A 13800-nucleotide genomic window follows, 5' to 3' on the forward strand; every position below is an offset into this window, starting at 1 on the left:
GACAGACGACCGGGCGACAACAACAAGAGACGGGTTTCTCGCATGACCGACACCGCCACCCTGCTGGTGCCGACTCCGAACCAAGATACGCTGCCACGCCGTTTTTCGGACTTCGCCACCTTCGGCGAGGCGCTGGACTATGCGGCGCGGGGGCAGCGCGGGCTCAATTTCCACGATGCCCGCGGCAACCTGGTCCGGCCATACCCTTACGCCGAGCTGCGGGACGACGCGCTGGCGGTCGCGCGGCGGCTGATCGCGCGCGGGGTCAAGCCCGAGGACCGCATCGCCCTGATCGCCGAGACCGGGCCCGAATTCGCCGCGCTGTTCTGCGGCGTGATCTATGCCGGCGCCTGGCCAGTGCCGCTCCCGCTGCCAACCAGCTTCGGCGGCAAGGACAACTATATCGAGCAGCTGGTCGTGCAGCTGCGCAGTTCCGACCCTTCGATCCTGTTCTTCCCGGCCGAGCTGGCCGAGATGTGCGGCGCTGCGGCCGCGCGGCAGGGCTGCGAGGGGCTGGGCTGGGACGCTTTTCTGGCCATGCCCGCGCCACATGGCGGGGTACTGCCCGAAGCCAGGCCGGATCAGATCTGCTATTTGCAGTACTCGTCCGGGTCGACCCGCTTTCCGCATGGCGTGGCTGTCACCCACGAGGCCCTGCTTAACAACCTTGCCGGGCATGGCCACGGCATGGCGCTGGTCCCCACCGACCGCTGCATCTCGTGGCTGCCTTGGTACCACGACATGGGGCTGGTCGGCTGCTTCCTCTCCGTCATCGCCAACCAGGTCTCGGTCGACTATCTCAAGACCGAGGACTTCGCCCGCCGTCCGCTCGCCTGGCTCGACATGATCAGCCGCAACGCGGGCACCTCGATCTCCTATTCGCCCACCTTCGGCTACGACATCTGCGCCCGCCGCATCTCCAGCCAGAGCCATGTCGCCGAGCGGTTCGACCTGTCGCGCTGGCGCATTGCCGGCAACGGGGCCGACATGATCCGGCCCGATGTGATGCAGGGCTTCGTCAACGCCTTTGCCGAAGCCGGCTTCAAGGCCGCCGCCTTCCTGCCCAGCTACGGCCTTGCCGAAGCGACCCTGGCGGTTACCATCATGCCCCCGGGCGAAGGCATCCGGGTCGAGCTGGTCGAGGAAGAGCGCCTGTCGGGCACCCCGCGCGACCTGTCGCGCCCGGCCCGTTACCGGGCGATCGTCAACTGCGGCAAGCCGGTGCGGGACATGGTCGTCGAGATCAGAGGCGAACGCGGCCAGGTCCTCGCCGACCACCACATCGGCAAGGTGTGGTGCAAGGGCACCTCGGTCATGCACTCTTATTTCCGCGATCCCGAATCGACCGAGGCCTGCCTCGTCGACGGCTGGCTCGATACGGGCGACATGGGCTACATGGCGCAGGGCTACCTGTTCATCGTCGGCCGGGCGAAGGACATGATCATCATCAACGGCAAGAACCACTGGCCGCAGGACATCGAATGGGCCGTGGAGCAGCTACCCGGCTTCCACCAGGGCGATATCGCCGCCTTCTCGGTCCAGGCGGAGAATGGCGAGGAGGTCCCCGCCGTGCTGGTCCACTGCCGCGTCTCTGATCCGGTCGAGCGCAAGAAGCTGCATGACCAGATCAAGGACAAGGTCCGCTCGATCACGGGCATGAACTGCGTGGTCGAACTGGTCCCGCCGCGGACCCTGCCGCGCACCAGCTCGGGCAAGCTGTCGCGCGCCAAGGCGCGCAACCTGTACCTCGCCGGGGAAATCCAGCCCTATCCGCTGGCTGCCTGAGCCAGGACGGCAAGGGCTCAGCCCAGCAGCGGACGGAACACCATCGCCAGCCCGACCAGGCTGGCGAGATAGACGACAGTGCGCACCAGTGGAATGCCGGCCCAGTAGAGCGGCAGGTAGACCGTCCGGGCCCCCAGCCAGATCCACCCACCCAATGCGGTCATCGGGCTGTGCCGGCCGGTGAGATGAACCAGCAGCAGACCAATGATCGCCACCGGCAGGGTCTCAAGGAAATTGGCCTGGGCACGGATCAGCCGGCCTACCACGGGATCGGGCGGCGGCAGCGCCTCGTCGCGCGCGCCAACGTTCCAGGCCGAACCGTACTGCGCGGTCTTGGCCTGTCCAGCCACCATGATGTGGACCAGCAGAAGCCCGGCCGCCCAGACCAGGATCCTCAGTTCGTCGGCCATGTCCTTGCACCCTCGTCCTGGCTGCCCTGTCACCGGGCCGGCGCTTGTGTCTTATCGCCCTAACACAGCTTGACCGGGGGCGGAAGAGCGCCCATCTCTAGCCCGGAACAACCGGAAAAGTCTGCACGCATGGCCACGATCCCAACCGACACCACGACCGCAGCCCCGCTGACCTTGACCCCGCCCGATCCGGTTCCGGTCGTCGCGCCGAGCCAGGCCGTGGGGCTCGTGCCGATCAGCGAGGAGGCCAAGTCCAAGCTGCAGCAGAAGGTCGATGCCTTTGTCGCCGATCTGGTCGCGCAGGACCCGAACAGCCCCGAATTCGGCAAGCGGATCGACCAGCTCACCAACATGGGCCGCAAGGAGATCGCCGTGGCGGCCGGCATGTCGAACCGTTTCCTCGATCGCCCGGTGCGGGCGATGGACAAGGACAGCGGCGTCGGCGCCAACCTGGCCGAACTGCGGCGCACGGTGGAGGAGCTCGATCCCGGCAAGGCCGGCGCGCTCAGCAAGCCGAAGAAGCTGCTGGGGATCATCCCCTTCGGCAACAGCCTGAAGCGCTACTTCAACTCGTACCAGTCGGCTCAGACGCACATCCAGTCGGTGCTCACCCACCTGGCCTCGGGCAAGGACGAGCTGCTGATGGACAATGCGGCGATCGACGTGGAGCGGCAGAAGCTGTGGGAGGCGATGGGCAATCTCGAACAGATGATCGAGATCAGCCGGACCATGGACGCCAAGCTGGAGGAGACCGCCGCCGACCTGGACGCGACCGAGCCGGCCAAGGCCAAGGCGATCCGCGAGAGCGCGCTGTTCTACACCCGCCAGCGCACCCAGGACCTGATGACCCAGATGGCGGTCACCGTGCAGGGCTACCTGGCGCTGGATCTGGTCAAGAAGAACAACGTCGAACTGGTCAAGGGCGTCGATCGCGCCAGCACCACCACGGTCGCCGCGCTGCGCACCGCGGTCACGGTGGCCCAGGCCATGGCGAACCAACGGCTGGTGCTCGATCAGGTCACCGCGCTCAACACCACCACGGCCAACATGATCGACAGCACCGGCCAGCTGCTCAAGACCCAGACCGCGCGCATCCACGAACAGGCCGCGAGCAGCACGATCCCGCTGGAAACGCTGCAGCGGGCGTTCCAGAACATCTATGACACCATGGATTCGATCGACACCTTCAAGCTCAAGGCGCTCGATGCGATGAAGCAGACGGTCAACACCCTCTCGACCGAGCTTGACAAGTCCAAGGGTTACATCGCCCGGGCCGAGGGCGCCGCCCAGGCGCAGCTCACCGCCGACGCGCCCTCGCCGCTCTCGCTGGAGGGCTGAACGCTTGCCCGGTGACGCGCGAGACAGCGACCGGATCCTGGCCGAGGCGCGGCGCAGCCTGGTAACCCAGCGCGCCGGCGGCCGGCGGGTGGCGACCCGTGCGTCGATCGGCCGGCGCTCGGCCCAGCTCAAGCGGGAGCATCTGCTGGCACGGCTCAAACGCGCGCTCTTCGCGATCGCCGCCGTGGTCGTGGCCACCATGGGTGCGGGACTGGTGCTCAACGGGATCGGACTGGGCGGACTGTTCCTTGCCGTACTGGCTGCGGTGGTGATCGGCGGGGTCCTGCTCAGCTATCCCCGGATGGCCGTGCCGGACCGCGAGCAGTTGGCCCAGGGATCACTCCGGGCGATCGTCGGCAACACCGAGCTGTGGCTGGAAACGCAGCGGCCGGCCCTGCCCGCTCCGGCGGTTCGGTTGGTCGACCAGATCGGCGTGCAGCTGGACGCGCTCGGTCTGCAGCTTGACCGGATCGGCCAGGATCAGCCGGGCACGGCCGAAATCCGCAAGCTCGTCGGTGAGGACCTGCCCGGGCTGGTCAGCACCTATACGTCGATCCCCGCCCACCTGCGCGCCGAACCGCGGGCCGGCGGCAGCACGCCGGACCAGGCGCTGACCGAAAGCCTCGGCCGGATCAGCGGCGAGATCGACAGCGTCACCCGCCAGCTCGCCAGCGGCCCGATCGATGCCCTGGCGATCAAGGCGCGCTATCTGGACTACAAGTACGGCGGCGCGCTGGAGGACCAGAGCGGGGATCCTGCCTCGGGCTGAGGCATGGAGGCTCACGACGACAATCGCGGTGGCCGGAACAGCCAGGCCTGCCGTCCGAACGCCAGCCCGACATCATCGTCACCCCGGGCTAGACACGGGGCCGGGCTTCCTCTTGCGGCGGCAGAACCGGCATGAAGCCTCGTCCCGGGTCTAGCCCGGGACGACGATCGACTGTCGGCGCGTCTCTCCCCCCTGCTGCACCCAGCGGATCCAACCGGGGAGAGAACGCCCACCATTACTCCACGTCGACGCTCTTGCTCACCAACACGTTGATGGAGACGCGGCGGTTCTGCGCCTTGCCTTCCTCGGTGTCGTTGCTGGCCAGCGGATCAGCCTTGGCCATGCCGGTCGGCGTCAGCATGCGGTAAGGCTTCCACTTGCAGGCCTGCTGCAGGTAGTTGATGACGGCCCCTGCCCGCTTCTCGCTGAGCACCTGGTTGTAATCGTCGCTGCCAACCGAGTCGGTATAGCCGACCACCAGCATCAGCGCATTCTCCTGGGCCTCGGCGGCCTGGGCCACACGGCAGAGATCCGCCCTGGCGGCGGGCGAGAGCGCCCACTTGCCGGTATCGAAGTAGACGTTCGACGTGCTCTTGATGTTGTATTTGTCGATATCGCCAAGCCGCCCGCGCAGCGCCTCGGTGGCTGCGGCCTGCTCCTCGAACTGCTGGGCCGTGCCGGTGCGGATCATGGCGGCGGTCTTGTAGTCGTTGTTGCGGTAGGTAACCTGGCTCGCGACCAGGGCATTGCCCGCCTGCAGCGTCTTGACCGTTACCGGCAGGCCGTTGAGCAAGGCGGACAGGTCCTGCTTGCCACGGCTGCCGAACAGGCCGCTGCTGGCCTTCACCTTGGTCGCGTCGGTCAGGGTGATGACCGAACTGGTCCCGTCTGGGGCCGTCACCTTGATGCGCTGTCCGCTCCGCGCCGAGATGATGCCCTTGACCTCGGGCCCCGGGGCCAGTGCGGCGGGGTCGTATTCGGCAGTGCCATAAACGGTGATGCTGCTGCGCCCAGCGTCCTGCTGCGTCGCTCCGGCCGTGGCGGGATCCTGCGGCTGTGCGACCACGGCGCCTGCCATGGGCAGCGCGAACGTCGCGAGCGTCAGGGAAAGCCGGCGCCTCATGGGCATGGCGTGCATGGGTTAAACTCCTTCAATCTGCCCCGTCCGGTCGCTGACTGTTGAGGGGATCCTTGCCCCTGGATGAATGGCACAACATCGGCCAGGCCAGGCCCGCCGCATAGCGCCTGACTTGCGATGAACCGAGTGTCCCGTTGCATTGGCCGCATCACTCAAATGTCCTCGCGATGAAGCTCGAGATAGTCTCGCGGGATCTTCAGCGCCGCGGCCGCAACCCGGGTCTCGTGCAGGAACAGCATCAGACCCCACATCAGCAGCGCGAGGGCAATCAGAAAAAACACCGCCGCAACCCATTCGAGCGGATAGCCCGCCATTTCTTCCACGAACAGGGTCGCCACCGTGGTGCCGATTGCCAGACCGGAGATCACCAGGTTGCGGATAGCCTTGGTAATGACGGTGATCCGCTCGTCGCAGGCGCGGATCTCGCTGACGATCATGTCATGCTCGGTGCCGAAGGTCTCGCTGTGGCGCTGCTGGAGATGGCGGGAGCGGTCAACGATCCGTCCCAGACGGGTCGACAGGATGTTCAGGATATTGCCGATCGCCACCAGCACGAAGACCGGAGCGAGCGCGAGCTGGATCGTGTGGGCTATCATGGTCTTGCCCTTCTAGCGCTGCGGCCCACCCCGCGCCAGCATCGCGGGTGGCAAACTAGAGCGGCCGCGCCAGCAAGGCCAGCGCGCCGCCACTGATGGCGATGTCGGCGATGTCGCGCGCCAATGCGCATTGGCCCACAGCGAGGGCGAGACCGTGCACCGAGATGCCCTCGCTGCGAGGGATGACCAGCAAGGGCGCACCGACATAGTGCGGCCGGAGAGTCTCGCTCACCGGTCCATCGATCCGGTCGAGCCGGAACAGCGGCCCCTCGACAAGGGTCAGCTCCCCGCGGTCAGGCAGGCGACGGCGACCAGCGGCATAGGGCTCGCCCCGCGCCACGGCCATGCCTTCGTCGAGATGAAGCGCACGCGGACGCCCGTAGTCGTAGAGCCGATAGGTGATGTCGCTGTTCTGCTGCACCTCGATCAGGCTGACCCCGGCGCCGATGGCGTGGACCGTTCCCGCCGGAATGTAGAAGAAATCCCCTGCCTGGACCGGATGCCAGGTCATCAGCTGTTCTATCGAACCATCCACCGCTGCGGCCCGCAGCGCCGCGCCATCGAGCCGGGTGTCGAAGCCGATCCCCAGCACGGCGCCGGGTTCGGCATCGATCACCAGCCAGCATTCCTCCTTGCCCTGCCGCCCCAGTCCCGCCGCCAGGGTCTGGGCATCGGAAGGGTGGACCTGGACCGATAGCGCTTCGCTCGTGAAGATGTACTTCACCAACAACGCGTCGAGGCTGGGCGGAGGCTCGAACCAGATCTCGCCGATGGTCTCGCCCGGGGGCGCGACAAAGGGAGCGGGGAGCGCGGGTTTGCCCCAGGGCTTGGCCACGGTCCGGATCGGAAGCAGGGGAGACTGGGTCATGACCGTTTACTGGTTCGCGGCGCCGTGGAGCTTGCCGACCTGCTGGGCGCCGGCGGCGGTGGTGACGAGGATTTCGCCCTTGTCGACCACGATCATCACGTGCTCGAGGCCGATCACGTTGACCCGCGGTCCGTCGCTGTCGACCAGGACGTTGCGGCAGTCGATCAGTTCGGCCGGGCCGCTGACGTGGTTGCCGTCGGCATCGCGCGGACGGGCGGCGTGGAGCGCCTCCCAATTGCCGATGTCCGACCAGCCCATGTCGGCCGGGACCATCGCCGCGCGGTCGGTGTGCTCCATCACCGCATAATCGACGCTTTCCGACCGGATCGCGGCGAAGGCGGCGGCGTCCGGGTGGAACTGCGCTCCGGCGCCCTGTCCAGCGGCTTTCTGTCCGCCGGCTTTCTGTCCGCCGGCCGCCGCCGCGCGGGCCGCGGCGGCGATGTCGGGCCGGTGCCGGGCCAGCTCGCTGAGGAAGAACCCGGCGCGGAAGGCGAAGATCCCGCCGTTCCAGGCATAGTCGCCGCTGGCAAGGAACTGCCGCGCCCGCGCAAGGTCGGGCTTCTCGACGAACTGCGCGACCCGGCTCCCCGGCCCGGCACCGATCGGCTCACCGCGCTTGAGATAGCCAAACCCCGTCTCGGGCGCGCGCGCCTCGATCCCGAAGGAGACCAGCCAGTCTTGCGCCGCCAGCTCGGCCGCCGCCGCCGCCGCCGCCACGAAGGCCGCCGGATCGGCGATGTGGTGATCGCTCGGACAGACCAGCATCACCGCCTCCTCGGGCAGGCGCAGCGCCGCCAGCGCGATTGCCGCGGCCGTGTTGCGCGGGCACGGCTCGACGATGATCTCGCCCCCGTCCGGCCCGAGCTGCGCCTCGACATGGGCCAGGTGCGCCTTACCCGTCACCACCATCGGCGCCGCAAACCGCGCCGGATCGGCGCAGCGCGCCACGGTCGCCTCGAACAGGGTATTGCTCCCCACCAGCGGCAGGAACGGCTTGGGTTTCGCCGCCCGGCTGCGCGGCCAGAGCCGCGTGCCGCTCCCGCCGCAAAGAATGACCGGGGTGACCTTCTGCATTTCGACGTGATCCGCTGTCCCGTGGTCTTTAGCGGCTAGCGGCCTCGCGCCCGGCTGGCAAGCGCGGGCACCCTCACATCGCGTGGCTCGCCAAGAACCCACCCCCCACTCCCGCACAGCCGCAGTCCGGCCATGCGGAAGCCCAGTGCGCGGCGGACATGCCGCGCCGCGCCAAGCCGATCGCCGCCCATCGTCCCGGCGTCGTGGGTGCGCACCAACTTTGTTCGCAGCCCAAGGGACTCTTCAAGGGGTGCCAGGATAGAACCAGCGCTGCCGCCAGCCATAGGTAGAGGCCACGGGCTGCCCCGCGGCGTCGGTGGCTGGACGAAAGCGAAAACGCGACTGGGCCAACCTGCAGGTGATGGCATCCGCCTCGCGGTCCCGGCTGGGCCGCACCACCCGGCAGGCGCTCACGCGGCCGTCCGTGCCGACAGTGAGCGCGACAATCACGTGATCGCCGATGCGCAGGTCACGCGAGGCGATTGGATAGTCGCGCGCCGAGTTGATCTCGCCCGCAATCTTCACTGCCGCCTGGCCGCCGCCCTGCCCCATGCCACTGCCGCCTTGGCCGGTGCCACCCCCGGCGGCTCCAGCCCCGGTGCCACTGCCCGTATCGCGGGCGCCGCTGATCTCGGCGGATCCGCTGGCGGCAACCGGGGGAGCGCTGGCTGGCCGCGGGACACGAATTCGCGGCGGAGGAGCCGCCACCGCGCGGGGGACAGCGCGGCGACCGGCTGCTCCGGCCGACCCGGCGGCCGCGACCGACCGAGGCGGCGGCCGAGGACTGGGCGACGGGGTGGCGGGTGTGGGTGCGGCCACGGCAAAGGTCGAGACAACCGCATCGACTGCACGGCCGGCCAGATCCGGCGCAAAGGCACGGATCAGGGCGACGACGGCCAGCCCATGTAGCGCGGCCACCACTAGGGCCACACCGAGGCGCACCCGGCGCGGCGCGGAGAGATCGGTCTCGCCCGTCATCGCTACCCTTGTGGCACGGACCGGCGGCTTCGCGCAAAACCCGATGCCGCCTGTTCCGCCAGACCCAGCCGGGACGCACGGTTAAGCCGCGAGTCACCACTAGACTGCATCGTTGGGTAGGCACGCTGCGCCCATAATGGCGCCATGCCCGGCCCCCGCTCCCGCCTTGCCGATTCGCCCTTTGCGGGGCTGACCGGTTTCGTGCGCCTCTGGCCGTTGCACCTGTTGCTGATCTGTGCCGTCTACGCCCTTGGCGGCCCCCTGTGGAACGCCACGCGCATGGCCTTTTCCGGAGCAGCCGAGGGCGGCGTCCAGATCGATACCTCGGGGGCCAGCGGGCGCGAGGTCGGCGGACGCTATGTGCTCGACCTGCCAGTCGACGTGATCAACCGCGGCGCAGGCATGGTCCTGGGCGTCTCACTCTGGGTCGAGACCTATGGCTGCCCGAGCGACCGGACGCCTATCGCGCAGTGCCGCCGCCTGACCGCCTTCGAGCAATACCTGCCGCTGCGGATGCACCCCGGTTCGGCTGAAAGCCATAGCCAGCGAATGGACGCCGTCGCCCCAGCTCCGGGTGAAGTCTTGCGGGTCACCCGCAAGCTCCAGGCCATCGAGGACGGGGCCCCCCGCCACGACTGACTGCGCCAGTCAGTCCTGCGCCAGCCACCAGACCAGCAACTGGTGGGCAATGGCGCGACGCGGCGGAACGAGCAGCGGTGCGGCCGGATCGCCGGCCAGAGCCAGTTCAACCTCGCGCCGCGTGAACCAGCGGGCATCTTCGAGTTCGGTGGCGTCGATCGTCAGCTGCCGCGACAGCGCCCGCGCGTGGCACCCGATCATCAGCGAAGAGGGAAAGGGCCAGGGCTGGCTGGCCACATAGCGCACCTCGGTAACGGCGATCCCGGCCTCCTCCTGCACCTCGCGCGCCACAGCCTCCTCGACCGTTTCTCCCGGCTCGACGAAACCGGCCAGCGCGGAATAGCTGCGCGGCGGGAACCGGGGCTGGCGTCCGAGCAGCAGATCGCCCTCATGCTCGACCAGCATGATGGTGACCGGATCGACCCGCGGGAAGTGGTCCGCCCGACACTCGGACGCGGCACAGGAACGCTGCCAGCCGCCCTTGGCCAGCACCGTCGGAGCGCCGCAGCGGGCACAGAAGCGGTGACGGGCATGCCAGTCCACCAGCATCCGCGCCCCGCCATAGAGCGCCAGCTCCTCGTCCGGCAGCGCCCCGATCATGCGCCACACCTCGGGCATCGGCACGGCTGCACGCCCTGCCAGCCCTGGCGCCACCGCCGCGAAGCACGCCTCGCCGTCGCGCAGACCGAGGAACACCAGCTCGGCCGCCGGATCGGCCTCTGCCAGGGTACCCCACGACAGGCCGCCACCGGCTGGCAGGACTGGCTCCAGGCCATCGAGCCGCAGCAGCCGGGCGTGGGGCTGCATCAGTTCGGCCAGCCGGGCGGGGTCCGAGCGCACGGGATCGGCACGGTCGATGCGCGCGCCGGCGAAAACGATGGGCAAGCGATGGGTCACGATCTCTCCTGAGGCCTCGGGACGGGTCATGGGCAATCACCCAGCACGCGCTCGGCGGCGCGGGCGAACAGGGTCGGCAGGCCGGCCTCGCCAAGCTGCGCCACCGGCCACCACATGCCCTCGCCCGGAGGATTGCCGGACGGCAGGTCGGCGGACCACAGCGACAGGGTCAGATCACAGTGGGTGAAGGCGTGGGTCACTGCGCCGCGTGGTTGCCAGTCGGCAGCGAAGGGGGGCACCGCCGCACCATCCGCTCGGGCCGTCCAGCCATCATCGGGCAGCGCCCGCATGCCCCCCAACATGCCCCTGGCGGCTCGGGTGACCAGCCACACCGCGCCGGCGCGTTCAATCCAGAAGGCCTGACCGCGCCGCGCCGGGCGAGCCTTGCGCGGCGGCTTGACCGGGAAGCGCTCGGGCGCTCCGTGCGCCCGGGCTGCACACCAGGCAGCCAGCGGACACAGCAGGCAGCGCGGGTTGCGCGACGTGCAAACCGTCGCGCCGAGGTCCATCATGGCCTGCGCAAAATCGCCCGCGCGCAGGGCGGGCGTGATCCGGTCGGCCGCGGCGCGGATCGCGGGCCGCGCCGCGGGCAGCGGCTCGGCGATGGCGTTCAGTCGCGCGACCACCCGCTCGACATTGGCGTCCACCACCACCGCGCGTTCCCCGAAGGCGATCGCGGCCACGGCGGCGGCGGTATAGGCGCCTAGCCCGGGCAGTGCGCGCAGTTCCGCCTCGGTCCCCGGGAAACGGCCGCCCTGCGCGGCGACCGCCTGGGCGCAGGCATGCAGATTGCGTGCCCGGGCATAGTAGCCCAGCCCGGCCCAGGCGGCCATGACCTCGTCAGGGCTGGCGGCGGCCAGATCTTCGACCCGCGGCCAGCGTGTGATGAAGGCAGCGAAATAGCCCTTTACCGCAGCCACGGTGGTCTGTTGCAGCATCACCTCGGACAGCCACACCCGGTAGGGATCGGGCGGCGGAGCGCCCGGCCCGGCGCGCCACGGGAGATCGCGCGCATGGCGGTCGTACCAGGCGAGCAGCGCCGCGGCGAGGTCATCGGTGTCAGCCTCGTCGGGCAGGCGACTGGCCCCGGCTACATCTTGGTCACTGGCGGTCACCGCGCGGCTATGGCATGGCCCGCAGCGCAATGGAACGGGAACCCCCAGCCTCATCCCCGCGTCGCATGGCGGCGCGCAAGCCGGATCGCCGGTTCGAGCGCCAGCGCGGCGGGCAGGCGCGCGCCATTGCCGACCTGATGCCCGAAATCGGCCGCACCGCTTTCCGCCGGTTCGGCTTCGTCCAGTCCAGCGTGGTGACCCGCTGGCCAGAGATCGTTGGCCCCCAGCATGCCCGGGTCTGCGCGCCCGAATCGATCCGTTTCCCTCCGGGCGAGCGCAGCGAGGGGATCCTGCAGCTGGTGGTCACCCCGGCCCATGCCCCGCTGATCCAGCACGTGATTCCCGAGATCATCGAGCGGGTGAACCGCTTCTTTGGCTATTCGGCGGTGGCCAAGGTCAAGCTGCGGCAGGGAACGGTCAGCGCCCCAGCCGCGCCGGCCCGCCCGGCCCCGCCCCCCTCGTTGCGGCCGATCCCGATGGAACTGGGCGACAGTCTGCGCGATATCGGTGATCCCGAGCTGCGCCAGGTCCTTGAATCGCTTGCCCGCAGTCTTGATGCCAGCAACCGGAAAGATTGAGCAATGCCGTTGCGTCCCCTGTTCCCCAGCCTGATCGCAGCCCTGGCCCTGACATTGACCCCCGCTCCGGGTCTCGCCGCCCCCAAGGGCCGCGCCGCGCCGAAGGGCCCCACCGCGCCGGCGGCGGGCCCGGTGCTAGTGGTGGCGACGCCGCAGGGCGGCCACGTGCTGGGCCGCGCCACCGCCCCCGTAAAGGTGGTCGAGTACGTCAGCTACACCTGCCCGCACTGCGCCGCCTTCGAGAAGGAAGGAAGCGACACGATCCTGATGATGATGGTGCGCCCGGGGCGGGTCTCGTTCGAATATCGGCCGCTCCTGCGCAACATCGTTGACGTCGCCGCCACCCTGCTGGTCAATTGCGGGACGCCCTCGCGGTTCCAGGGCAACCATGCTGCGGTGATGCTCAACCAGGCCAAGTGGATGGTCCAGCCAAGCGAGGCGCAAATGGCCCGCTGGCGCACCGGCGACCTGCCGAGCCGGCTGCGCATCGTGGCCGCGGACATGCACCTCTATCCGTTGCTCGAGGCGCGCGGCTATGCCCGGGCCGATCTCGACCGCTGCCTGGCCAACGAGGCGCTGATCAAGACGATCTCGGCAGAGAACGAGGCAGCGACCAAAGCCGGCGTCAATGGCACGCCCAGCTTCCTGATCAATGGGCAGTTGCAGGACGCGCACGACTGGGCCACGCTGCGCCCACTGCTCGAGGCTGCGATCCGCTGAGCTCGGCCGGCCTGCCCAACGGTCGCCGCGCGGCGTCGCGGTCCTGACCACCCCCGTTCCGCCCCAAGAGGATAAGACCCGATGCCCCTTTCCGCCTCCACCCCCCGTCCTGCCACCCGCGCCGCATCACGCCCGTCGGTGAGCCGCCTGGTCGGGACGGCCCTGCTCGTGCCGCTCGCGCTGGGCCTGGTGGCGTGCCAGAAGGAGGCCGGCAGTGGCGCGGGCAGCCCGGCGACCGCGGCGGCCACGCCGCTGCCCACCGTCGCGGCACCGGCCGGCAAGAGCTGGGCTGAAACAATCGTGATCACGCCCGAAGGCGGCTATCGCATGGGCAACCCCGATGCCGCGATCAAGGTGATCGAATACGGCTCGCTGACCTGCTCGCATTGCGGCGAGTTCTCGGAGAAGGGTGCCGCCACGATCCGCGACCAGTGGGTGGCAAGCGGGCGGCTCAGCTATGAGTTCCGCCATTTCGTCCGCGACGGGCTGGACCTGACCATGGGCTTGCTCACCCGCTGCGGCGGGCCAGAGACCACCCTTGCTCTGACCGACCAGGTCTTTGCCAACCAGAAGGCGATCTTCGACGGACTCAAGGGCCGCGAAACCGCGCTCAATGCGGCCATGGCCGCCGCGCCGGACCAGCGGTTCCAGGCGATTGCCCAGGCTGCCGGACTGAGCGAGTTCTTCGCCGCGCGCGGCATTTCGGCCGACCAGGCGAAGGCCTGCCTCACCAAGACCGACCTGGCCCAGCAGATGGCCCAGCAAACCACCGAGCAAGGGGACAAGCTGCAGATCGAGGGCACCCCGACCTTCCTGATCAACGGCGAGAAGATCGGCACGGCGACCTGGGAGGAGTTCAAGACCCGGATCGAAGGCTTGGGCGTCCGCTAGGCCG

15 protein-coding genes are annotated in these 13800 nt (G+C 69.1%); 7 read left to right on the plus strand and 8 right to left on the minus strand.

Annotated features, from left to right (window positions below; translation table 11 throughout):
* Positions 1 to 42: 42 nt before the first annotated feature.
* Positions 43 to 1785, plus strand: a complete 1743-nt coding sequence (locus tag H7F53_RS04445) for a fatty acyl-AMP ligase (RefSeq protein ID WP_185678278.1) — start codon at positions 43 to 45, stop codon at positions 1783 to 1785.
* Positions 1786 to 1802: 17 nt separating this feature from the next.
* Here H7F53_RS04445 and H7F53_RS04450 read toward each other — a convergent pair whose 3' ends face one another.
* Positions 1803 to 2195 (minus strand): MAPEG family protein, encoded by a 393-nt coding sequence (locus H7F53_RS04450; protein WP_185678279.1) that lies wholly within the window; start codon positions 2193 to 2195, stop codon positions 1803 to 1805.
* 129 nt (positions 2196 to 2324) lie between these two features.
* On the opposite strand from H7F53_RS04450, the gene H7F53_RS04455 reads away from it, so the two are divergent.
* Both H7F53_RS04455 and H7F53_RS04460 read left to right on the plus strand, forming a co-directional pair.
* The gene (locus tag H7F53_RS04455; protein ID WP_185678280.1) at positions 2325 to 3533 is read left to right on the plus strand and encodes a toxic anion resistance protein; all 1209 of its coding nucleotides are present in this window, start codon (positions 2325 to 2327) and stop codon (positions 3531 to 3533) included.
* Between the two features lie 4 nt (positions 3534 to 3537).
* Positions 3538 to 4302 (plus strand): hypothetical protein, encoded by a 765-nt coding sequence (locus tag H7F53_RS04460; RefSeq protein WP_185678281.1) that lies wholly within the window; start codon positions 3538 to 3540, stop codon positions 4300 to 4302.
* Between the two features lie 235 nt (positions 4303 to 4537).
* Here the strand turns inward: H7F53_RS04460 and H7F53_RS04465 are convergent, their stop codons facing one another.
* From H7F53_RS04465 to H7F53_RS04485, 5 genes are all read right to left on the minus strand, one after another.
* On the minus strand, positions 4538 to 5440 hold the full coding sequence (locus H7F53_RS04465; RefSeq protein WP_246438484.1) for an OmpA family protein: 903 nt from the start codon (positions 5438 to 5440) through the stop codon (positions 4538 to 4540).
* Between the two features lie 152 nt (positions 5441 to 5592).
* Positions 5593 to 6036: a DUF2721 domain-containing protein gene (locus H7F53_RS04470; RefSeq protein WP_185678282.1), complete on the minus strand. Its 444-nt coding sequence runs from the start codon at positions 6034 to 6036 to the stop codon at positions 5593 to 5595.
* A 55-nt stretch (positions 6037 to 6091) separates the two neighbouring features.
* Positions 6092 to 6904 (minus strand): class I mannose-6-phosphate isomerase, encoded by an 813-nt coding sequence (locus H7F53_RS04475; protein ID WP_185678283.1) that lies wholly within the window; start codon positions 6902 to 6904, stop codon positions 6092 to 6094.
* A gap of 6 nt (positions 6905 to 6910) precedes the next feature.
* Positions 6911 to 7978, minus strand: coding sequence for a mannose-1-phosphate guanylyltransferase (locus H7F53_RS04480; RefSeq protein ID WP_185678284.1), 1068 nt, complete (start codon positions 7976 to 7978; stop codon positions 6911 to 6913).
* Between the two features lie 243 nt (positions 7979 to 8221).
* Positions 8222 to 8956, minus strand: coding sequence for a TonB family protein (locus H7F53_RS04485; protein ID WP_185678285.1), 735 nt, complete (start codon positions 8954 to 8956; stop codon positions 8222 to 8224).
* 201 nt (positions 8957 to 9157) lie between these two features.
* Between H7F53_RS04485 and H7F53_RS04490 the strand changes: the two genes are divergently transcribed.
* Positions 9158 to 9595: a hypothetical protein gene (locus tag H7F53_RS04490; RefSeq protein ID WP_185678286.1), complete on the plus strand. Its 438-nt coding sequence runs from the start codon at positions 9158 to 9160 to the stop codon at positions 9593 to 9595.
* Between the two features lie 9 nt (positions 9596 to 9604).
* Here H7F53_RS04490 and nudC read toward each other — a convergent pair whose 3' ends face one another.
* Together nudC and H7F53_RS04500 are read right to left on the minus strand one after the other, a co-directional pair.
* On the minus strand, positions 9605 to 10522 hold the full coding sequence (nudC, locus tag H7F53_RS04495; protein ID WP_185678287.1) for an NAD(+) diphosphatase: 918 nt from the start codon (positions 10520 to 10522) through the stop codon (positions 9605 to 9607).
* Positions 10519 to 11568, minus strand: coding sequence for an A/G-specific adenine glycosylase (locus H7F53_RS04500; protein WP_246438530.1), 1050 nt, complete (start codon positions 11566 to 11568; stop codon positions 10519 to 10521). Before H7F53_RS04500 ends, nudC begins: the two co-directional genes overlap by 4 nt.
* A 104-nt stretch (positions 11569 to 11672) precedes the next feature.
* Here H7F53_RS04500 and H7F53_RS04505 point away from each other — a divergent pair, with 104 nt between their 5' ends.
* From H7F53_RS04505 to H7F53_RS04515, 3 genes are all read left to right on the plus strand, one after another.
* Positions 11673 to 12185, plus strand: a complete 513-nt coding sequence (locus H7F53_RS04505) for a DUF721 domain-containing protein (RefSeq protein ID WP_246438487.1) — start codon at positions 11673 to 11675, stop codon at positions 12183 to 12185.
* Positions 12186 to 12188: 3 nt separating this feature from the next.
* Positions 12189 to 12905, plus strand: coding sequence for a DsbA family protein (locus tag H7F53_RS04510; RefSeq protein WP_185678290.1), 717 nt, complete (start codon positions 12189 to 12191; stop codon positions 12903 to 12905).
* Between the two features lie 81 nt (positions 12906 to 12986).
* The gene (locus H7F53_RS04515; protein WP_185678291.1) at positions 12987 to 13796 is read left to right on the plus strand and encodes a thioredoxin domain-containing protein; all 810 of its coding nucleotides are present in this window, start codon (positions 12987 to 12989) and stop codon (positions 13794 to 13796) included.
* Positions 13797 to 13800 lie beyond the last annotated feature (4 nt).

The organism is Novosphingobium piscinae (genome assembly GCF_014230355.1).
GTDB lineage: Bacteria > Pseudomonadota > Alphaproteobacteria > Sphingomonadales > Sphingomonadaceae > Novosphingobium > Novosphingobium piscinae.